24 protein-coding genes and 1 tRNA gene are annotated in these 21,429 nt (G+C 49.0%); 13 read left to right on the forward strand and 12 right to left on the reverse strand.

Going from position 1 to position 21,429, the window contains the following annotated elements; genetic code table 11:
- Nucleotides 1-27: 27 nt before the first annotated feature.
- Together trpA and trpD are read left to right on the forward strand one after the other, a co-directional pair.
- The gene (gene trpA, locus QFX39_RS07150) at nt 28-825 is read left to right on the forward strand and encodes a tryptophan synthase subunit alpha (protein WP_300478849.1); all 798 of its coding nucleotides are present in this window, start codon (nt 28-30) and stop codon (nt 823-825) included.
- Nucleotides 822-1,874: an anthranilate phosphoribosyltransferase gene (gene trpD, locus QFX39_RS07155; protein WP_300478852.1), complete on the forward strand. Its 1,053-nt coding sequence runs from the start codon at nt 822-824 to the stop codon at nt 1,872-1,874. Before trpA ends, trpD begins: the two co-directional genes overlap by 4 nt.
- 6 nt (nt 1,875-1,880) lie before the next feature.
- On the opposite strand, the gene QFX39_RS07160 is transcribed toward trpD, so the two are convergent.
- From QFX39_RS07160 to comA, 12 genes are all read right to left on the reverse strand, one after another.
- Nucleotides 1,881-1,954: transfer RNA gene (locus QFX39_RS07160), tRNA-Ile, on the reverse strand.
- 91 nt (nt 1,955-2,045) lie between these two features.
- Nucleotides 2,046-2,618, reverse strand: a complete 573-nt coding sequence (locus QFX39_RS07165) for an adenylate kinase (protein ID WP_300478855.1) — start codon at nt 2,616-2,618, stop codon at nt 2,046-2,048.
- 10 nt (nt 2,619-2,628) lie between these two features.
- Nucleotides 2,629-2,922: a metal-sulfur cluster assembly factor gene (locus tag QFX39_RS07170; protein WP_013295078.1), complete on the reverse strand. Its 294-nt coding sequence runs from the start codon at nt 2,920-2,922 to the stop codon at nt 2,629-2,631.
- 131 nt (nt 2,923-3,053) lie between these two features.
- Nucleotides 3,054-3,971: a DUF5591 domain-containing protein gene (locus QFX39_RS07175; protein WP_300478859.1), complete on the reverse strand. Its 918-nt coding sequence runs from the start codon at nt 3,969-3,971 to the stop codon at nt 3,054-3,056.
- A 39-nt stretch (nt 3,972-4,010) separates the two neighbouring features.
- On the reverse strand, nt 4,011-5,456 hold the full coding sequence (locus QFX39_RS07180; RefSeq protein ID WP_300478861.1) for a glutamate synthase-related protein: 1,446 nt from the start codon (nt 5,454-5,456) through the stop codon (nt 4,011-4,013).
- 116 nt (nt 5,457-5,572) lie between these two features.
- Complete coding sequence (locus QFX39_RS07185) at nt 5,573-6,058, reverse strand: TIGR00295 family protein (RefSeq protein WP_300478864.1); 486 nt, start codon at nt 6,056-6,058, stop codon at nt 5,573-5,575.
- A 33-nt stretch (nt 6,059-6,091) separates the two neighbouring features.
- Nucleotides 6,092-6,628: a transcription factor E gene (tfe, locus tag QFX39_RS07190; protein ID WP_300478867.1), complete on the reverse strand. Its 537-nt coding sequence runs from the start codon at nt 6,626-6,628 to the stop codon at nt 6,092-6,094.
- 122 nt (nt 6,629-6,750) lie between these two features.
- Nucleotides 6,751-7,593 (reverse strand): coenzyme F420-0:L-glutamate ligase, encoded by an 843-nt coding sequence (locus QFX39_RS07195; RefSeq protein WP_300478869.1) that lies wholly within the window; start codon nt 7,591-7,593, stop codon nt 6,751-6,753.
- 56 nt (nt 7,594-7,649) lie between these two features.
- Nucleotides 7,650-8,327 (reverse strand): (Fe-S)-binding protein, encoded by a 678-nt coding sequence (locus tag QFX39_RS07200; RefSeq protein ID WP_300478871.1) that lies wholly within the window; start codon nt 8,325-8,327, stop codon nt 7,650-7,652.
- Between the two features lie 16 nt (nt 8,328-8,343).
- Nucleotides 8,344-9,045 (reverse strand): GTP-binding protein, encoded by a 702-nt coding sequence (locus tag QFX39_RS07205; RefSeq protein WP_300478873.1) that lies wholly within the window; start codon nt 9,043-9,045, stop codon nt 8,344-8,346.
- 34 nt (nt 9,046-9,079) lie between these two features.
- The gene (locus QFX39_RS07210) at nt 9,080-9,859 is read right to left on the reverse strand and encodes an ABC transporter ATP-binding protein (RefSeq protein ID WP_300478875.1); all 780 of its coding nucleotides are present in this window, start codon (nt 9,857-9,859) and stop codon (nt 9,080-9,082) included.
- Nucleotides 9,859-10,635, reverse strand: a complete 777-nt coding sequence (gene comA, locus QFX39_RS07215; RefSeq protein ID WP_300478878.1) for a phosphosulfolactate synthase — start codon at nt 10,633-10,635, stop codon at nt 9,859-9,861. The genes QFX39_RS07210 and comA overlap by 1 nt, the downstream gene beginning before the upstream one ends.
- A gap of 182 nt (nt 10,636-10,817) precedes the next feature.
- Between comA and QFX39_RS07220 the strand changes: the two genes are divergently transcribed.
- The 11 genes from QFX39_RS07220 to thiI all read left to right on the forward strand — a co-directional run bounded on the left by QFX39_RS07220 (nt 10,818) and on the right by thiI (nt 21,416).
- Nucleotides 10,818-11,378, forward strand: a complete 561-nt coding sequence (locus QFX39_RS07220; protein ID WP_300478881.1) for a pyruvate kinase alpha/beta domain-containing protein — start codon at nt 10,818-10,820, stop codon at nt 11,376-11,378.
- 231 nt (nt 11,379-11,609) lie between these two features.
- The gene (gene ftsZ, locus QFX39_RS07225) at nt 11,610-12,755 is read left to right on the forward strand and encodes a cell division protein FtsZ (protein ID WP_013295090.1); all 1,146 of its coding nucleotides are present in this window, start codon (nt 11,610-11,612) and stop codon (nt 12,753-12,755) included.
- Between the two features lie 122 nt (nt 12,756-12,877).
- On the forward strand, nt 12,878-13,057 hold the full coding sequence (locus QFX39_RS07230) for a protein translocase SEC61 complex subunit gamma (RefSeq protein WP_160323217.1): 180 nt from the start codon (nt 12,878-12,880) through the stop codon (nt 13,055-13,057).
- 53 nt (nt 13,058-13,110) lie between these two features.
- Complete coding sequence (locus QFX39_RS07235; protein WP_300478887.1) at nt 13,111-13,590, forward strand: transcription elongation factor Spt5; 480 nt, start codon at nt 13,111-13,113, stop codon at nt 13,588-13,590.
- Nucleotides 13,590-14,072 (forward strand): 50S ribosomal protein L11, encoded by a 483-nt coding sequence (locus QFX39_RS07240; protein WP_013295093.1) that lies wholly within the window; start codon nt 13,590-13,592, stop codon nt 14,070-14,072. The genes QFX39_RS07235 and QFX39_RS07240 overlap by 1 nt, the downstream gene beginning before the upstream one ends.
- A 78-nt stretch (nt 14,073-14,150) precedes the next feature.
- Nucleotides 14,151-14,789, forward strand: coding sequence for a 50S ribosomal protein L1 (locus QFX39_RS07245; RefSeq protein ID WP_237778841.1), 639 nt, complete (start codon nt 14,151-14,153; stop codon nt 14,787-14,789).
- Nucleotides 14,790-15,800, forward strand: coding sequence for a 50S ribosomal protein L10 (locus QFX39_RS07250; protein ID WP_300478890.1), 1,011 nt, complete (start codon nt 14,790-14,792; stop codon nt 15,798-15,800).
- Nucleotides 15,801-15,850: 50 nt separating this feature from the next.
- Nucleotides 15,851-16,159 carry a 50S ribosomal protein P1 gene (gene rpl12p / locus QFX39_RS07255; RefSeq protein WP_013295096.1) on the forward strand — a complete coding sequence of 103 codons (309 nt, stop codon included), beginning with the start codon at nt 15,851-15,853 and terminating at the stop codon, nt 16,157-16,159.
- A gap of 84 nt (nt 16,160-16,243) precedes the next feature.
- Entirely contained in the window at nt 16,244-18,940 is a 2,697-nt protein-coding gene (gene alaS, locus QFX39_RS07260) for an alanine--tRNA ligase (RefSeq protein WP_300478895.1), read from the forward strand.
- A 42-nt stretch (nt 18,941-18,982) separates the two neighbouring features.
- Nucleotides 18,983-20,227: a methanogenesis marker 16 metalloprotein gene (locus tag QFX39_RS07265; RefSeq protein WP_300478897.1), complete on the forward strand. Its 1,245-nt coding sequence runs from the start codon at nt 18,983-18,985 to the stop codon at nt 20,225-20,227.
- A gap of 25 nt (nt 20,228-20,252) precedes the next feature.
- On the forward strand, nt 20,253-21,416 hold the full coding sequence (gene thiI, locus QFX39_RS07270) for a tRNA uracil 4-sulfurtransferase ThiI (RefSeq protein ID WP_300478899.1): 1,164 nt from the start codon (nt 20,253-20,255) through the stop codon (nt 21,414-21,416).
- Nucleotides 21,417-21,429 lie beyond the last annotated feature (13 nt).

Here is a 21,429-nt window from a genome sequence, read left to right on the forward strand (position 1 = left end):
ATACATAGTACTGGAGTGGGGAGTTATATGAATTACGCTGAAATGTTCAGCAGGGTTGAGGGATGTGCCTTTGTCCCCTTCGTGGTTGCAGGGGACCCTGACATGGAGACATCGGTTGAAATCATAAGGACACTTGTGGATGCCGGTGCAGATGCCCTTGAAATAGGTTTCCCATTCTCTGACCCCATAGCAGATGGTACAAGTGTGCAGGAGGCTGATCTGAGGGCTTTAAATTCCGGGATGACCACCGATGACTGCTTCAGGCTGATAGAGAGGATAAGGGAATTCACCTCAGTACCTGTGGGTCTTCTTGTATACTACAACCTGATATACCGGATGGGTGTTGATGAATTCTACAGGAGGGCCGCCGGGGCCGGTGTTACAGGTATCCTCGCGGCGGACCTTCCCCCTGAGGAGGCCGGCGATGCCCTCAGGGCGGCTGAAAAGTATGGTATTGATCAGATATTCATAGTTGCACCCACAACAGACAACCAACGCCTCAAAATGATCTCAGAGGTTTCATCAGGGTTCCACTACCTTGTATCGGTCATGGGGGTCACCGGTGCAAGGTCCAGGGTTGAGGAGAGCACACTTGAACTCATAGAGAGGGTTAAGGGGGCAGGAAGCCTTCCTGTGATGGTTGGCTTTGGCGTTTCACAGCCAGAACATGTGAGGATGCTTGCTGAAGCAGGTGCCGATGGGGTTATAGTTGGAAGCGCAATCATAGACATGATATCCAGGAATCTTGATGACAGGGAGAGGATGCTCCTGGAGATATACGAAATGGTCAGAAAAATGAAGAACGCTGCAGGGGGGTCCAGATGAGGTTTGAGAGGATAATGAATGATATAATGGACTTCAGGAACCTCAGTGAGGATGAGGCCCACGATTTAATGGAGATGATAATGGATGGTGAACTGGGGGATGTGAAGATCGCCTCATTACTCACAGCCCTTGCAATGAAGGGGGAGACCGTGGAGGAGATCACAGGCTTTGCAAGGGCAATGAGGGAGAGGGCCGTGAAGGTTAAAACCCCTGAATCCATGAGGGTCGTTGATGCATGTGGAACAGGGGGTGACAGGTTCAAATCCTACAATGTGAGCACCGCAGCGGCAATAATAGCCGCCGCAGCCGGTGTTAAGGTGGCAAAACACGGTAACAGGGCTGTTACAGGTTCATGTGGCGGTGCAGACATACTGGAGGCCGCGGGGGTCAACATAGAACTGGGACCTGAGGCTGCACGAAGGTCCCTTGAAACCCTGGGAATAGCCTTCATGTTTGCACCACTCTTCCACAGGGCAACCGCCAGGGCGGCACCAGTAAGGAGGGAACTTGGCTTTAAGACGGTATTCAACATACTGGGGCCCCTAACATCCCCTGCATCAGCAGAGGTACAGCTCCTGGGGGTCTTTGACCCCTACCTTGTGGGTCCAGTTGCAGAGGTCCTCAGAAACCTTGGTGTGAAAAGGGCGATGGTTGTCCATGGCTTTGATGGTAACATGAACCCTGCGATGGATGAGATATCCACGGTGGGCCCAACCCTTGTGGGTTTCCTTGAGGATGATGAGATAGGGATCGAGAGGCTCATGCCATCGGATTTCGGTGTTGATGTTGGGCAGCTACGGCACCTGAAGGCGGCATCAACTGTTGATGGAAACCTCAGAATGTTTCTGGATGTCCTCGCTGGAGTGCATGATACGCCTGAGAGGAAATCGCGCCTGGATATCGCCCTTGCGAATGCAGGGGCACTGATATACCTTGCGGAAATGGAGGATACACTTGAAGGTGGAACAGAAGCTGCAAGAGAAACAGTTGAATCTGGAGCTGCACTCCGTTTACTGGAAGATTTCGCATCCTTAACTCAGAACCTGTAAAAGTAATGGGCCCGCTGGGATTCGAACCCAGGGCCTCACGGTTATCAGCCGTGCGCTCTAACCACCTGAGCCACGGGCCCATGAAGTATTTAAGAATCAGGGGGTGATTCCAACTTTTGGAATTCCTCATATATATGCTTTTCTGTCTGGGGAATTCAGGGTTTTCCAGCATCAACCCCGTAAAATCTCGAGTTCCTCTGCTGCTTTGATGATCTCAGTGATTTCAGAGGCGGCCCCTTCAGGAGTCCTGTTTTCAACCACACTGACGATGGATCCCATGAGGGCTGCGCATACGAACATTGCTGTTCGAAGTAGCTCCATGTGCTCCATAAGACTTGAGGGAGTATCATGCATTCTCCTTTTGGAGTCAGCAATCCTCCTTCTAAGTATATCCAGGGGGTCTGATTCAAGGATTATGATGAGATCAGGGGTTATGAACTCCACCGGAAGTGAAACAAGGTAACCGAGGGGTGACCTATCAAGTCCGTGGAGATCCACGAGCACCCCCTTCATTTCAGATACTCTGTGGGCGGCTTCACGCCAGATGCTGTGCTGCAGATCCATCGGGAGGCTGAAAAGTTCCTCCAGTGTACCTGCAAGGCCTCTCTCCCCTGCAACTTCAAGCATCAGTTCTCCATAATTGATGAAGGTATGATTCAGTTTTTCAGAGAGAATCCTGCATAGGGTGGTTTTTCCCACACCTGGCACGCCCACAATGGCAATGGTTTCAGGAAAACCCGGCATGAGACTGATATCATTTATTTACCATTTCACTTATGGCATCTGCCATCATATGGCCTTCCACTGTGATCTCGGCCCGGTCGATGCCCTCAACCTCCTCTGCAACAGTTCTTGCATCCATGGCCATCCTGGCGGCGCTCATGCACCCAGGGTTTGTGGGCCGGATCGTTATCTTTGCAATGGTTTCACCCTTCTCCTCGATTTCGATGTTTTCAACAAGACCCATCTCCACTATGCTTATACCCATGTGTGGGTCTGCAACCTTTTTGAGAGCTTCCTTAACCTTTTCCAAGAGTTCTTCTGACATTATTATTACCTCAGCTGGTATTTTGATAATCACTGTGGTGATTCTCTATTTTTAAGTTAACCCTATTTAAACATGTCCATTATCAGCCGCCCTGAAAAAGAATTTTAAGCCATCAGATAATGAAATAAGGGTTATTTTAAACTTTTTCTGCGCCTTAACCTGACAGCAACACCACGCTCTGCCTTCACCATCTCCTCGCCACATAAAACAGCCCTTCCAACACCCACGACATCTCCTTCACGAACTATTACAACCTCATCGTTGGGTATTATTTCCCTGTCGGCGTCCACCACACCAGGTGCAAATAGTGTGTTGCTCTCCAGCCTGAAATCTATCTCAACCCATTTCACGCCGAGGCTGTAAATGGATGCCGCGCCCTCAAGGGATGGTGAGATGAGCCCACGGTCCATCATCAGGGTGCCTATCTCTGAACCATCCTGGGTGAGGATCCGCCTGTTGTATCTCCCCCTCACCCTGCAGTCATCGGGTATGATAACGTCTGCACCCTCCCCGAACTGGTATACTGCCACCGAGCGCAGCATATGGAGCATCCTTTCCCGCGCCCCTATCTTTTCATAGCCTTCAAGTTCCCTTCCAAGCCTGTGAATGGCCTCTGGGGAGGCGGGCCTTGAGGTGGTGGCTGTGGGGGTGAAGGCGTCAAGGTACTCCTCGCAGACCTCAAGGTACCCCCCATCAACATGGGCTATAACATCAAGGTCAGCCACGTAGTCTCTTAGAAGTTCTCCTGAAAGTTTTTTCTCCTCATGGGACCATTCCCCCGTGGTTGAAACATCATATGATGATATTGGATGTGTATTCTCCATCTCCCGGGGGCATATGCCGAAGGGTGATGTGAGTATGAGTTCCTGGAATCCCCTGGTGACCCTCATGAATTTTCTGTGGGACCTTGAGGTGGAGTAGGGTTTCTTCATGCTGCATGGGAGCACCACCACAACCTCCCCGAGGGGCTTCATCAGTTTCATTCTCTCGCGCCACCTCACAGCCTCGGGGCGGTGGAGTGATTCTTCAATTGAACATATAACCTTCATCCTATCAGTTCTGATTTTATCATGACTCCTTACTGTGGGTTAAAGGCCATTCAGCCATCTGAGACCTGTGAGTTCTGCCACATCCTTTTTAAGGGCCACAAGGTCCTCGTGATTCAGTTTTTTAATATCATCCTTTCCGGTTATCCTTGCAAAATCAGCGATTTCGGCTGTTGATACCTTTATATAGTTTTCAAGCCGTTCAGCAGCCTTTCTGGCGTCAAGGTGCTTCACAAGGGTGGGGTCATGGGTGGTTATACCCGTTGGACACATCCCTGTGTGGCATAGCCTGTGCTGCTGGCAGTTCATGGCAATAAGGGCCGCGGTACCTATGTAAACTGCATCTGCACCCAGGGCAAGGCATTTGGCCATATCAGCCCCTGTCCTGAGGCCTCCCCCTGCAATCAGGGATACTCTACCCTCAAGGCCCTCGTTGACAGTAACCTTGGCGGCCCGGGGTATGGCTGCAATGAGTGGTATGCCTGTGCTGTCCCTTATATGGGGGTTAACAGCCCCGGTACCCCCTCCAAATCCATCGAGAGCTATGAAGTCAACACCGGCATCAAGGAGGGCTTTCACATCGTCCTCAACGTTTCCACATCCGATCTTGGCACCAACAGGAGAACCTCCAGAGAGTTCCCTTAGGTATGATACCTTCTCTCTGAGCTCCTCAGGGTTTCTGATGTCAGGGTGATGTGCGGGAGAATATGAGCCCTCACCTTCTTTAAGCCCACGGACCCTTGCCACATCACCTGTGATCTTGTCAGCTGGCAGATAACTCCCTTTACCGGGGTATGCACCCTGACCGAATCTTATCTCTATGGCGGCGGCCCTCTGAAGTATATCCTCTGTGACCCCGAATCTCCCTGTTGAATACTGGACTATGAGGTAATCTCCAGCCTTCTCCATTTCATATTCAAGGACACCCCCCTCACCTGAATTGAAGCCGATCCCCAGTCTGGCTGCAGCGGATGCAATGGCCATCCTTGTGTTTTTTGAGACTGCACCATAGCTCATACCGCTTATCATTAGAGGTGAGCTCAGTTCTAGGGGTTTGTCCGCCATCTTACCTATGGTCACCTCTGTTTTCACAGGGTCCTCTGCGTTCAGGGGTATGGAGGACACCTGTGCCGGTACAAAGTGTATGTCATCAAGTCCCACTGGCAGCCTCTTTTGAGATCCCATTGACTCCATGGGCGCTTCACCTGTTCCTGCAGCCTCCTTGATATGGATTATGTTCATGTAGTCCCTGTGATTCTCGGAGCGACCTTCTCTCCTCATACGGATGCCATTCAGTGATTCTGTGTTACAGAAATAGAGTTCCCTGAGACCATATTTCTGATAAACAGGGCATGATGCGCAGAGACATCCCCTTTCATTAACCTCGTATCTGCTGCTGCCTCTGGCACAGAAGAGCATCTCATCGTCCCCGTGACCGGGATAACTCGGGCAATCCGGGCATAAACATTCCCTGTCCTGTTCCTTCATAACAACCCCCGCTGCAGTTGGCTCTTAGTAAGTTATAACGTCTTCATGTAATTAATGGTGATGGTCTGGCAAACACGTGTGGATTGGGATGTGTGGCCTGCTGTTATAATGTCATACTATTTTGACATCTCCATGATTTCTTCATGAAGTTGTCTGAGGCGATCTATTGATGGATGATTCTTTCCAAGGCGATCAGACCATTTTTTAATGACAAAATCAATATCAACCTCATCTGAACCATTTATGAGGTTATCTGCGTGGGCAACAATCTTCTCTTCAAGGGTCTCTGGCATGTAGTTTCCAGGTGGAAGTCCCAGGGCATCAGCCTCATCCTCAGGTATTCCCGCACCCACGTGCCTCTCAACTATCCTGATGACCTCCACAGGGTAACCGAGTTTCCTTAGGATGCGGGCCCCCTCAACTGCATGATCAACTCCACTGGTCCTGCAGCGACCTATATCATGAAGCAGGGCACCCTCTTCAACAAGTTCTCTGTTAACAGGGAGGTTTCCTGCCAGTTCAAGGGCCTTTTTTCTGACGGCCAGTGAGTGGTCAACAACCCATTCGGGACATCCAGCACTTCTAAGTAGGTGGATGCTCAAGACAACACCCTTTTAATCAAAAATTCGTGATTTCTAGGAATTCAGAGTATGGGTGTGGGCGGTATCAAAACCGTTGTTTTCGTAGAGGCTCAGCTCATCCTTCAGCTGCTGTATTATTTCAGAGTTGTCCATGAATTCCATCTCAGAGCCACATTCAGGGCATGTGAAGTTCTCTTCAGCAGCCTCATCGAAGGTGAAGCGGTAATGGCCGTTTACACATACAAAGAACATGTTGTTCTCCTCAAAGTCCAGGGCTTCCCTGAGTTTTTTAACTATTTCACTGTGCTTCCTCTTTATCATCTCTGTAACCTTTTCTGGTTCAAATTTCCATGTGTAGGTGTACCACTGTGTTTCAGGGTCCTTGCTTCTCTTGTAGCTTGCCACCCCCGCATCATAGAGCTTGTAGAGTATCCTCCGGACTATGTTGAGTTTAAGCTGGGTTTTCTCTGAAATCTCTTCATCTGTCACCTTACCCTTCATGAGGCACTCCAGAACTGGCACTGCCTCCTCCTCTTCCTCCTCAGTGATAATCTCATGGATCAACTCTTGTAGCATCTGATCATCAATCAATTGAAATCCTCCAGCTTTGAGAAATAACTGCATACAGGGTATGCTGAATCAATCAAATTTTTTGAGTGCACTCCAATTTATGTGCCTAATCTTATTTAAAATTTTATAAAATCATGAGCCCCTCACTTCAGAGGGGGTCTTACAATAACCGCAGGTACATGTTCCAGTGAGGACAGCATTTCAACTGTAACTGTTTCGGGTTGACTTCCAAGTTCACTGGCCATATCATACACGGTTTTTCTGCTGCTGTGCCTTTCATGGTACTCCTCGGCGGCGGATGCCACCTCAAGGAGTACCTCAGTGGCAGTGGGCCTTGATGATGCAAGGGGGGTTGGCCATCTTTCCCTGGAAAACCTCCCTGCAATGTAACCCAGGAACCCGGTATCTGAGATTATACCCGGTGCAGCTGTGGGAAGTGATGTGAAATACCTCCCAAGGATTCGGTAGGTTGCGTCGGTGTCAATAACAACCACGGTGACATCGACACCGAATTTACTCAGAATACCCTCTGCAATGGATTTTGCAGCACCCACCGGGTTTTCAGGAAGAAGTGAAACATATGTGCCGGGGACGTTGCTCAAATCAATTCCCGCCTCTGAGGCCGGTTTAAGGGCATGTTTCAGGCCGTAATATCGGAGGACAACCTCCTTATGGTTTCTTGCCTCAGGTGGGAGGTTTCTGAGGTTTCTCAGGGTTCTTTCCTTTATTCCAAAAATGGGCCCGAGGACGTGGCCCCAGATGTACTTTGACCAGAGGTCTGCAAGAATGATGGCGGTCCTGGAGGCTTCAAATTCTGATTCATCAACCAGGTTTCCCTGGGCAACCGAGATGGGGGTTTCAGAGACCACAAGGAAATCCCCATCTATGACCAGTTCACCTGCCATCTCCACGATTTTCCATAAACCCTCACCAGGCTTTATGTAGTCTGTCCTCACAGGCACCGTGCTGTATCCATCTCTGGGCATGTTCTGTCCTCAAAGGCATGCTCCTGTCAATTAACCATTCAGAAATTGATGCAGGTTCATCTGACCCTCACAGGAGGGGCCCAGACCTTGAGGTCTATGCCCTCTATGATGGCCCTCCTGCCTTCAAGCTGCACCACGACCCCTGAGTGGACCTTCTGCATCATGCAGTGGGCCGGGAGGAATCTCACGGTGTCACCGATGTTGGGGAGTTCCCCATCGATCATACCCTCGAAGCCCCCCACCAGGCAGACCCCGACGTCCCTGAACTCAAAGTCCTCGCTGCCAAGGCGGTGACATGGCCCAACGATGTGGACAGTTATGAGTCCGTTGTTCTCATCCAGTATCTCTGCAAAGTGGGTTATGGGGCACCCCAGGGGTCTGTAACGGATTATATCCCCCTTTTTAAGCTCAGCCCTTGAAAATGGAAAGAGCACCTCCCTGCATGAACCCTCATCAGGGAGGGGCTTCAGTATGAAATCTGCCTCGTAACCGTCAAGGACACCCACAACCTTCTTCTCCTCTGGTAGAAGGTTCTCCTCCTTGAGGATCTCCTGGAGCTTCTTAAGGTTGTCTGTAAAAAGCTCCTGGTACATGAAGTGGCATCTGTCGATCTCTGTCCGCCCCTTGAGGAGTGCGGAGGCATATTCATCGCACCTTGCATAGCCGCAGATACCGCAGTTGTATCCGGGAAGAAGTTCTGTAACCCTTTCTCTGAGTGATCTGTCTCTTGGCATCTGAAAGACCCTCTTTTCATTCTCCCTCATAGGTCTGGAAGCCGTCTATCCTTCTTAGTATTCCCCTGTGGTGCTTCTTATTGACCCTTGTCTCACCCACACAGAGGGTGCAGACTGCAAGGGGTGCTGAGTGACGGAGCTCCTCATTTTCAAGGGATACCTCTCTGCTCTCTATCATTTCCTCTGCAAGTTCCATGCAGCCCTGTCCGCTGAGGCCATTAGCCTCTATTATCTTTGCCGATGGGTTAACCTCAAGTATACGCTCCCTGAATATTTCCCTCTCTGCCTGGGATATCATATCCCCCTTGGTCACCACAGCAATGTCTGCGGTTGAAAGGAAGGGCCCGACCTTTAGGGGGGTGTTGGGACCGCTTGTAGCGTCTATAACGCAGACACCCAGGCAGTTCTTTGTGTAGGGCGCGCACCTGTGACATAACCCTGCTGTTTCAATGATGAGGAAGTCTGATTCATTCTTATCGGCCCATTTTATCATGTCATCTATGTTGTAGATGGCGTAGTGGTCCGGGCACATATCCATTGAGAGACCCACAAGGGTGGGCACACCTATCTTCTCAAATTTTTTATCATCATCGGTGTATAGGCAGTCTATTTTAACCACCGATGAATTGAATCCCCTCGCCTTGAGGCTCTTCAGTGTGTGCATGAGGACTGCTGTTTTTCCGGATCCTGGTGTTCCAGCAACTATTACCATTCTCATATCTTTCCCTTCTGTAACTGGTGCAGCTTTCAGCTTAACCATTTATTATCTCTGTGAGGTCTATGCTCTCAACCAGCTCTCCCCTCCTTACCTTCTCACGGAGGCTGAGCATGAGTTCATCTATCTTGTTGAGTTCGCGGGATATCTTCTTCTCCTGGGCTGTTGTTGTAACTATCTTCTGCATACCACCATGCTTCATAACTATCCTCTTGTCGGTCATGAGTGCAAGCACAGGGTCGTGGGTTACAACCAGAACTATTTTACCATGTCCCGCCAGCACCTTGAGTGCATCATGTTTCCTTATACCGGCGTTTTCAATTTCATCTATGAGCACTATGGGAGAGTCACTTATTATGGCCACATCTGCAACCATGAGGGCCCTTGACTGCCCCCCGCTCAGTATTGTGAGGTCGTGCTCCTTTTTGATGGGTTCACCGGTGAGGGTGTTTGCAAGTTCTATCACGCGATCCACACACTTTTCACTGGCACCCCTGCACTTTGCGTGAAGGCTGAGAAACTCTCCCACAGTCATGTCCGCCAGAAAGTTCATGTTCTGGGAGAGCTGGGCCACCATCTTCTTTCGGGGGTTTGTACGGTCCTCGTAACTTGGCTCTTCGTCGTTCACAAGGATTTTTCTCTTGGAGAATGTGTCCTTCTGGGCCAGCTGTTCAATGTCACCTATAAGTGAACTTTTACCGCTTCCTGTTGGGCCAACCACACCAAAAATTTCACCTTTTCTTATTTCAACCTTCTCAACCGGTTCCTTCTCTCCGTATTTGTCATAACCGCCGATTACTGTGATTTTCTCTATCATTAAAGATTCACCTTTCCGAGAGTATCTCCCCTCAAGCCTCTTCTTATGGTTTCAAGGGCTGTTATCTCTTCGGGGGGTATGTTTCCAAGGTTAACGTCTGGTCCTATTTTCAGTATGAAGTACACCTGCTGGTTTTTCTGTGGGGCCTCCCATATTATCCTATCCTGTGGGAGTTCATTGAGGAGGTGGTTGAATTCTTCCTCCTTTACGTTTCCATTCTCATCGTATATACCTATATTATGGCCGCTCTCCCGGGCCTCCATGAGCACCATGCAGGCTCCAGCTTTGAGGTCGGCCCTGACAAGTTCAACCCGATCCTCCGGGCTGAGGAGCCTGTCCCTTACAGGGTCCTTTTTACCAACCTCTGATATGATCTGGAACCCCTCGTTGACCGCTTTCTCTATAAGTTCACATTTTTCATCGGTTTCAATCTCAACGGTTCCATTTGATATTTCCAGTGTTTCAAAACCGAGGCTTCTTGCCTCCTCAAAGTATTCCTGAATTTTATCGTTGAGGTAGGCGATCTCAAATAGGGTGCCCCCGGGATAGGCCTCCACATCGAACGAACGGTACATCTCTATTTTTTCCATGACAGCGTCACGTCTGTGGAGGGGGAGGGTTCCCCATCCAAACTTTATGAAATCAACGTAATCTGATGAAATCTCCATGAGGTCACGGGCTGTTTTAATGCCCATTCCCTTATCGAGAACCATGGTTATTCCATTTTTTCTGGGTTTCCCACGCCTTGGAGGTGTGAGAAAGTCAAAGGCGTTCATTTTATCACCTTCTGGATTGAGTCAGAATAAACACCAACGGCATATTAATTTAAATTCATATGTTTACTACCTTTATAAATAATTTTTCTCATATAGGTTCATGGGATAGATAACATGAGATCATAAGTTGCGTCCCATCACTATTTTGGGATCTTATTATATATTAATAGGTGGTGGTACATGTGATGGAGAGTATATGCTACTTTGAAAGACCGGGTAAGGAGAACACTGAAAGGGTCCTTGAACTTGTTAAGGAAAGGGCAGATAAACTGGGGATCAGGGACTTTGTGGTGGCCTCGGTATCCGGTGAAACAGCACTCAGGTTATCTGAGATGGTTGAGGGAAACATTGTTTCTGTAACACACCACGCCGGTTTCAGGGAAAAGGGCAAACTTGAACTTGAACCCGAGATGAGGGAGAAACTGATTGAAAGGGGCGTCAGTGTATATGCAGGTTCACATGCACTCAGCGGTGTTGGAAGGGGGATATCAAATAAGTTCGGTGGAGTCACACCTGTTGAGGTAATGGCTGAAACCCTCAGGATGGTTTCACAGGGCTTCAAGGTGTGTGTTGAGATATCGATAATGGCAGCCGACGCCGGCCTCATCCCTGTTGACAGGGAGGTCATAGCCATAGGCGGAACGGCATGGGGCGCTGACACGGCCATGGTACTCACACCGGCACATATGAACAGCGTATTTGACCTGAGAATCCATGAGATCATTGCAGTGCCAAGGCCATAACCCGGTACCTTCAAGGTATGGGTGGGTTGCCGGAATTCATGATTTTCATGGTCCGGTGACCATACCATAATTCCATTTTGCCCCAACATTGTACCGGTATTTTCAGAGGTCACAGAAACTGATTTTTAATTTTGATCGGGACCCATGGGGTCATTGGTGCCGCTTTAACCGTTGCTTTTAAATATGTCTTATCACAATAACATATTTCATAGATAAATGTGGGGGTAGTAATTGAAATTCATTAACGATGCCATAAAGGAATCTGAGAAAAGGGAAAAGCCATCTTCCATCTCAATGAACTCAGAAATCGACCAGGAACTTCGGGAAATAATCGAAAATAGCAGGGCAAAGATATACGTTGTTGGGACCGGCGGGGCGGGTAACAACACCGTAACAAGGCTCAGTGAAATAGGAGTTGAGGGTGCTGAGACAATAGCCATTAACACAGATGCCCAGGACCTCTTCTACACGGTTGCTAACCGGAAACTTCTCATAGGAAGGAATGTATGCGGGGGTCTTGGTGCAGGTGGTGTCCCTGAAGTTGGAGAGGAATGTGCCGAGGAAAGTGAGGATGATATCCGCAGGGAGCTTGAAGGGGCTGACATGGTCTTTGTGACCTGCGGTCTTGGGGGAGGCACAGGAACCGGATCGGCACCTGTGATATCCAAGCTGGCCAAAAAGGCCGGTGCACTCACAATAGCAGTTGCAACCATGCCCTTCAGTGCAGAGGGCCTTAAAAGAAGGGAGAATGCTGAGAAGGGTCTAGAGAAACTTCAGAGTGCTGCTGATACCGTGATAGTGATCCCCAATGACAAGCTTCTCGAGGTTGCACCCAACCTTCCCCTCAACAAGGCATTCATGGTTGCAGATGAAATCCTTGGAAGGGCTGTCAAGGGTATAACGGAACTCATAACCAGGCCAGGTCTTGTGAGCCTTGACTTTGCTGATGTGAGGAGCATAATGAAGGGCTCAGGAATGGCAATGATTGGAATGGGTGAAGCCGAAGCAGGTGACAGGGCCCTTGAATCAGTTTACGAGGCTCTTAACAGCCCGCTGCTTGATCTGGACATATCCAATGCAAAGGGTGCACTTATAAATATCTCTGGAAGCTCCGACCTGACACTTCAGGAGGCCGAAAGGATAGTTGAGGTTGTTGCCGAGGAACTGGATCCCGATGCAAACATAATATGGGGTGCGCAGATTCAGGATGAACTGCAGAACGTTATAAGAACAACGATTGTTGTTGCTGGTGTGAGGTCACCGTACATATACGGCTCACATGGTTCTGCAGAAAAGGAGTTCTTCGAGGAAAAACAGCGGGAGAAGGACTCTGTGGATGAGTCTGTCCTGGAAGAATTTATAGATGGAGTATTCTGATATTCTTCCATACACCCCCACATCAATGAAAACATTTATAAATCTTGAAGGATAGATTACTCCATCACTCATCCCGATCATCATCCTTGTTTTTAATCATTATAAATTAGCGGGGATAAATCATGAAATACAGGGATTCTGTTCTCAATTTTATCAAGCAGTCAAAGAGGGTATTGAAGGTATCAAAGAAACCCACAAGGGAAGAATACCTCAACGTATCAAAGGTGACAGGCATCGGTATAATATTGATAGGTGTAATAGGGTTCATAATAAGTATAATTGCCCAGTTACTGGGCGGCTGATTAACTCTTACTGAAAAGTCACAGTGAATTATATATATGAGGTTGTGTTCTTAATGGAAGATAGTAAAAATTCCATCTATGCCCTCAAGACCTCTGTGGGTCAGGAGAAGAATGTGGCAAGGATGCTGGCCAGGAAGGTAAGGGATAGTGGTATTGAGATAAACGCGATTCTTGTTCCAGAGTCCCTCAGGGGCTACATCCTTGTTGAGTCCTCGTCAAAAATCGACATGAGAAACCCTGCCATAAGGGTTCCCCACCTCAGGGGTGTTGTTGAGGGAAAAACCGAGGGCGAAGCAAAGATAGAGTTCGAGGAGGTTAAGAGGTTCCTCAAACCTGAGCCCATAATATCATCCATTAAGAAGGGCAGCATCGTTGAGCTGATCTCAGGGCCATTCAAGGGTGAAAGGGCAAAGGTTATCCGTATAGACGAATCCAGAGAGGAAGTTGTACTTGAACTCATAGAGGCTGCAGTGCCAATTCCTGTAACAGTTAAAGGTGATCAGATTAGAATAATACAAAAGGAGGCTGATTAATGGCTAAAGAAACCGTTGAAATTCTTATTGATGGTGGAAAAGCCACTCCAGGACCGCCACTGGGTCCTGCGATTGGTCCGCTTGGAATTAACATGATGCAGGTTGTTGAGGAGATAAACCGCAAGACCGCGGATTTCGAGGGAATGAAGGTCCCGGTTAAGATCATAGTTGATACCGACACAAGGGACTTTGAGGTTGAGGTTGGTACGCCACCAACAACCGCCCTGATCATGGATGAACTCAAGATCGAGAAGGGTTCACAGGACCCTGGTATGGACAAGATAGCAGACATATCCATGGAGCAGGTGCTGAAGATAGCAAGGATGAAGTTCGACGCCCTCCTCTCAAACGACTACAAACAGGCAGTCAAGGAGATCATGGGTACTTGCGTGAGCATGGGTGTAACAGTGAACGGCAAGGACCCCCGGGAGGTTCAGAGGGAAGTTGATCAGGGAGTCTATGACGACCTCCTCACATCATAAAAATTTATAAATCTTGAAAATCACATAACTAACCCCATCATATGAACTTATTTTTCGAAGTTCATGGAGGATTCAGAAATGCAACAGGAGATTATGGAAGCGGTGAAGAAGGCCAAGGAACTTTCAAGGCCGAGAAACTTCACACAGTCCATGGATGTTATTCTTAACATCAAGGACCTTGACGTCAACAAACCAGAGAACAGGTTTGACGAGGAAGTTTCTCTACCCAACGGTCGCGGTAAGGATGTTAAAATCGCCGTGATAGCCGATGGGGAACTGGCTCTCCAGGCTAAGAACGCTGGAGCCGACCTTGTGATAACCAAGGATGAACTTGAAGAACTTGGCAAAAACCGAAAGGAAGCAAAGAAACTTGCCAACAGCTATGAATTCTTCGTGGCCCAGGCAGATATGATGCCCCTGGTGGGGCGGTTCCTTGGACCGGTTCTTGGACCCAGAAAGAAGATGCCAAAACCGGTGCCAGCAACAGTAAACCCGGAGCCCATACTCAAGAGACTCAGGGACACTGTCAAGGTGAGAATCAAGGACCAGCCTGTGGTTCACACCGTGGTTGGCACAGAGGATATGGATGATGAGAAACTTGCCGAGAACATAGAGGCGGTTCTGCAGACAATTGACCGCAAACTTGAGAAGGGCAGAAACCAGCTTAAGTCCATGTATGTTAAAACAACCATGGGCCCGGTAGTGAGGGTGATTTAAATGGCTCACGTGGCTGAATGGAAGAAGAAGGAGGTTCAGGAGCTCCAGGACCTCATCAAAAGTCATGAAGTGGTTGGTATAGCTAACCTTGCAGATATACCTGCAAGACAGCTACAGAAGATGCGCCAGACACTCCGTGACAGTGCACTCATCAGAATGTCAAAGAAGACACTGATCAGCCTTGCCCTGGAAAAAGCTGGCAGAGAACTCGAAAACGTTGATTCCCTCTCTGATTATATGGAGGGCCAGCCTGCACTCATATTCACCGATATGAACCCATTCAAACTCTTCAAGATTCTTGAGGACAGCAAAACCCCTGCCCCTGCCAAGCCAGGCGCCATAGCCCCGGCAGATATAGTTGTCCCCAAGGGGGATACCGGCTTTGCCCCGGGCCCAATCCTGGGGGAGCTTCAGCAGATAGGAATCCCCGCCAAGATCGAGAAGGGAAAGATCGTGGTCTCAAATGACCACGTTGTTGTGAAGGCCGGGGAGGAGATACCCCCCAAGGTGGCAGGAATATTAACAAGGCTGGATATACAGCCACTTGAGGTTGGAATAGACCTCAGGGCAGCATACGAAAATCAGACAGTCTACACAGCAGACATCCTGACAATAGATGATGAAAAAACTTTATCTGACATTCAGAAAGCATTTTCACAGGCATTTAACCTGTCAGTTAACGCAGTTATATACACACGCGAAACAATGCCTGCGATTATCCAGAAGGCTGCTTCGAAGTCATTCAACCTTGCATACAATGCATCAATCCTCACCTCAGAGACCACTGATCTGCTGCTTGCAAAGGCCTATGCCCAGATGCTTGCACTGGCCGCTGCAGCTGCAGAGGTTAATGGTGAAGCAGTTGATGATGAACTGAGGGATAAATTGTCTTCAAGGGCAGCAGCACCCGCCCCTGAAGAGAAAGAGGAAGAGGTTGAAGAAGAAGCTGAAGAGGAAGAAGAAGAGGAAGAAGAGGATGCAGCCGCTGGTCTCGGCGCACTCTTCGGATAAACACTTTACTGGCATAGTTAACCTAAAAAATAAAAATTTGAGGTGATCATATGGAATACATATACGCAGCAATGTTACTGCACACAACCGGTAAGGAGATCAACGAAGAAAACGTTAAAAGTGTCCTTGAAGCAGCAGGCGCTGAAGTGGATGATGCAAGGGTCAAGGCTCTAATAGCAGCCCTTGAAGATGTGGACATTGAAGAGGCAATGGAAACAACAGCTGTAGCAGCAGCACCTGCAGCAGCTGCAGCACCTGCAGCAGCAGCCGAAGAGGCTGAAGAAGAAGAGGAAGAAGAAGAGGAAGAAGAGGAAGCTGAAGAGGAAGCAGCAGCCGGTCTTGGCGCACTCTTCGGTTAAACTCTTTTCTATTTTTCTCTGCCATAACAAATGGCAAAAAATTTATTTTTCCTGATTGATTCTATTTATAAAAAACTGTTTTCAATGATTACCATGTCTCGTCAGCTTGAAGAACTGGGTTACAGAAAATATGAATGCGAGTCCTGTGGGAACACCTTCTGGTCAATAAGGGAACGCAGCACATGTGGGGATGCCCCCTGTGATGAATACGATTTTATAGGAAATCCCGCGACCTCGAGGAGCTATGACCTGTACGAGATACAGGATGAATTCATAGAATTCTTCGCTGAAAGGGGCCATGAGCCCATCAGAAGATATCCGGTACTTGCAAAGCGCTGGCGGGACGATGTCTTCCTTGTTGGAGCATCCATATACAACTTTCAGCCATGGGTGACATCAGGCCTTGTGAAGCCCCCTGCAAACCCCCTCGTGGTTGCACAGCCGTCAATAAGACTCAACGACGTTGATAACGTTGGAAGAACAGGTAGGCACCTCACATGCTTCACCATGGGGGGGCACCATGCATTCAACTCTGAGGATAACCCAGTTTACTGGGAAGAGGAGACAGTAAAGTACTGCCACGAATTTCTGACTCACATAGGCATAGATCCATCTGAGATAACCTTCATAGAATCCTGGTGGCAGGGCGGCGGAAATGAGGGGCCCTGTTATGAGGTCTGTGTCCGTGGCGTAGAACTGGCGACCCTCGTTTTTATACAGTACCGCACCCTCCCGGATGGTGGCAGGGAGGAGATCCCCCTCAAAATAGTTGACACCGGATATGGGCTTGAGAGATTTGCCTGGATATCCCAGGGGACACCAACAGCCTACGACGCATGCTTTGGCCCGGTAATTGAGAAGCTGATTGAACTGACAGGCGTGGAGGTCAAAGAGGAGATACTGGCAGAAAACGCCCGTGTGGCCGGTATGATGGATATAGAAACCTATGCTGATCTCAGGGAACTTCGAAAAAGGGTTGCTGATAAACTTGGAATCTCAGCCACTGAACTTGAAAGTGCCGCGGCCCCCATGGAGTCCATTTATGCCATAGCCGATCATACGCGCTGTCTCGCCTTCATGCTTGCAGATGGTGTCATACCCTCAAATGTCAAGGAGGGCTACCTTGCGAGGCTCATAATCCGGAGGACGCTTAGGCTCATGAAGGAACTCGGCATGAGGCAGTCCCTGAAGGATATAATGAACATTCAGGTGGAGTTCCTTGAGGGCCATTACCCTGAGATAAGGGAGCACCATGAACACATACTCAGCATCATAGACCTTGAGGAACACAGGTATGCAAAGACCGTGACAAGGGGCCGGAGGATTGTGGAGAAGACCATAAAATACCTCAGGAAGGATAATAAGAGCGATATGCCCCTTGAAATCCTTATAAAACTATATGACTCCCATGGAATCCCCCCTGAAACCATAAAGGAGATAGCAGAGGAATCAGGGTTCAGTGTTAAAATCCCTGACAACTTTTACACCCTAGTTGCGGAGATGAATGAGGCTGAAACTGAAACCCCGGAGGAGGACCTTCATCTTGATTACCCCCAGACAGACCTCCTCTTCTATGAACGACCCGATGACCTGGAGTTCGAAGCCAGTGTGCTGGGGGTATATGAGGACGGCGTCATACTTGATAGAACACTCTTTTACCCTGAAGGAGGAGGCCAGCCATCTGACACAGGATACATTGAGTCAGAAGGCTGCAGGATCCAGATAAAGCATGCAGAGAAGATAGGTAACGTTGTACTCCACAGGACAGATGACGAAATCTGCCTCAAAACAGGGGAAACTGCAAGGGGCCGCATTGATCCAGATAGAAGACTTCAGCTTACAAGGAACCACACGGCAACCCACCTGATAGTTGCAGCTGCAAGGAGGGTCCTTGGAGACCACATATGGCAGGCAGGGGCCCAGAAGGGTGTTAAGAGTTCAAGGATAGACCTCTCACATTACAGGAGGATAACTCAGGAGGAACTTGATGAGATAGAGAGGCTGGCCAACGAATACGTCATGAGAAACATCCCCCTTGATGTCAGGTGGATGGACAGGGACATTGCAGAGAAAAGGTACGGATTCATACTCTACCAGGGGGGTGTTGTTCCTGGCTCCATGATAAGGGTCGTTGAGATTCCAGAGGTGGATGTACAGGCATGTGCCGGTACCCATGTTAAGAGAACCGGGGACATAGGCCTCATAATGATCAACCGGACCGAACGCATACAGGATGGTGTTGAGAGGATAGAATTCTCTGCAGGGGCATCGGCAATTGAACTCATGCAGAAAAACAGGGATATACTGAGGGAAAGTGCAGATGTATTCAAGGTAACACCATCACAGCTTCCACGCACCTCTGAAAGATTCTTCACAGAGTGGAAGGCCCTTAGAAATGAGGTTTCACGCCTCAAGGAGGAAATGGCTTCACTCAAAATCCTGGAGGTAAGGGATAGGGTGGAGGACCTCAACGGCCTGAGGGTCATCATAGACACGGTTGAGGCTGACATGGATGAGATGAAGAACATGGCCCTTGAACTCACAGAATCAGTCGACGCAGTTGTCCTTGCAAATTTGGAGGGCCAGATAGTTGGCGCGGCCTCTGATGATGCGGTCGAGAGAGGTTTAAGGATAAATGAGGTTATAGCATCAGCTTCAAGGGTCCTTGGAGGTGGAGGTGGCGGAAAGCCCCACCTTGCACAGGGAGCCGGTAAAGGAAAGGATAAAATCCATGAGGCCCTTGAGGAGGCAAGATCCTCACTTGAATCCTTCGGGGGATGAATTTGAGATCTGTAAAATAACGGTTCTTGTCGTTGTCTGGTGATGAATTTGAGGAGGACCATCTCAGAAATAAATGAGAGGATAATGGATGGTGAAGCAACCGTTTTAACAGCCGGGGAACTCAAGGAGCTGGTTCTCAACGATGAGGCCCCATCTGCAGAGGAGATCGACGTGGTAACAGCGGCCACCTGCGGGGTAATGTCCGGGACAGCAGCGGTCATGCATTTCAGGGTATCTGAACCGGGTTCATTCAGGAAGGCTGTTTCAGTTGAACTGAATGGTATACCAGCATATCCCGGCCCGTGTCCAAATGAAAACCTGGGTTCAGTGGACATCTTCATTTATGGGACAGCCAGAAGCGTCAGGGACCCGGAATATGGTGGTGGATTTCTTCTCAGGGACCTTCTCATTGGATCTGAGGTTGATGTGACTGTAAAGTCAGAGGATGGAACTTTCATTGAATCCACAGTTACCCTGAAGGATATTGAAACAGCGAGGATAATAGGGACAAGGATGGCATTCAGAAACTACACAGCCTTCGTAAATCCATCCGATAAACCTGTAAGATCCATATTCAATGCATTTGAAATGCCGCCCCACTGCGGGGGCCTCTCATTCTCAGGGTGCGGTGACATCAATCCCATTGAAAATGATCCTGCGATGGAGGCCATCAGGAGGGGAACCAGGGTACTCTTAAATGGTGCCAGGGGCCTTGTGCTGGGTGAGGGTACAAGGAGCAGTCCTGAAAGACCAAATCTCATGCTGAGCGGGGACCTGCATGATATGAAACCTGATTACATTGGGGGCTTCAGGACAGCCGCGGGACCCGAGATATTCAACACCATCGCAGTTCCGCTGCCTGTGACATCTGAGAGGGCCTTTGAGAGACTGCTGGTTCTTAATTCAGATATAGGGCTACCTGTTGCCGATGTTAGGGATCGTTCAAGGATAATCCATGAGCTGACATATGCGGATACATGGGCTGGTGACGAGAGACCCACCTATAACCCTGAAAGGTGTGCTGACTGCCTCCCATGCCTGGCAGCAGAGAGGTGCCCAACCCATGCAATAGACCATGGAGTGGACCTTCATAAATGTTTTGGCTGCGGTGTATGTGCCTTCTCATGTCCCTATGGGGCGTATGAGATGGATACAGGTGAGGTCAGGATTGGTGATAGGTCAGTACCCATCGTATGCAGACAGTCAGACAGGGTGAGGGCATCCAGACTTGCCCTTGAACTCAAGGAACTCGTAGAAAAGGGTAATTTCCTCATAGGGGGGTGTTAGTATTCTTGAATATGATGTTATACTTGTGAGATACGGTGAGGTTGCAATTAAGGGGCCGGCTGTTAGAAGGAGATTTGAAAAAAAACTCCTCCACAACATAAGGTCTGCTTTCAGCTGCAGAGCAGAGATCAGGCATGGAAGAATATTCGTATTCCCTGATAACATGGATGAGGCCCTTGATAAACTTTCAAGGATCTTTGGGGTGGTATCCTTTTCACCCGCGGTGACTGTGGAAACCGATTTTGATGTTATAGAGGGGGCGCTCAGGGAATATGTGGGTGAACTGAAACTGGAGGGTCTCATCACAGAGAGAACACCCTTCGCCATAAGATGCAGAAGGGTTGGGCAGCATGACTTCACAAGTCAGGAGATGGCAGCCTTTGCAGGTTCAGTTGTGGTCAGGGAGATCGGAGCCCCGGTGGACCTTGGAAACCCTGACCTTGAGATCCACCTTGAAATAAGGGAGAACAGGACATACATCTACCACAGGGTCATCCAGGGTCCTGGCGGCCTGCCTGCCGGTACCCAGGGAAAGGTTGTTGCCCTTTTATCCGGGGGAATAGACTCACCTGTTGCCACCTATCTCCTCATGAAGAGGGGATGCCAGGTCGTGGCTGTCCACACCGATAACTCACCATTCACAGCTCCCGAGTCCCTTGATAAGGTTGAGAAAATCGCTTCAAAACTTGCGGAGTATTCTGCTGGAGTTGAATTCAAACTCAGAATTTTCAGGTATGGAAGTTACCTTGAAAAATGCAGGAGAGAAGCCCCTGAGAACATGACCTGTGTCCTATGTAAGGCGGGGATGTATCGCCTCGCCGAGATGGTTGCAGAGGAGGAGGGGGCACTTGCGATAGTGGATGGGAGCAGCCTCGGGCAGGTGGCATCCCAGACCCTTCCAAACATCCTAGCCACAAGGATGGCAGTGAGGATGCCTGTCCTCAGCCCCCTCATAGGCATGGACAAGGTGGAGATAGAGGCCCTTGCAAAGAGGATAGGCACCTATGACATCTCGGTGATACCCGATGGTGGATGCAGTGCTGTACCCCGCCATCCCTCAACAGCAGCAGATCCAGCCTCCATCAGGGAACTCTCAGAAAAAATCCAGGTTGAAGATGAAATTGAGAGGATATTCAGATCAGCTTCGAAACAGAAAGCCCTGAATGATCGTTGCAGATTCTGTGGATAACTTTTTAAATAAT

This window comes from Methanothermobacter sp., assembly GCF_030055425.1.
GTDB lineage: Archaea > Methanobacteriota > Methanobacteria > Methanobacteriales > Methanothermobacteraceae > Methanothermobacter.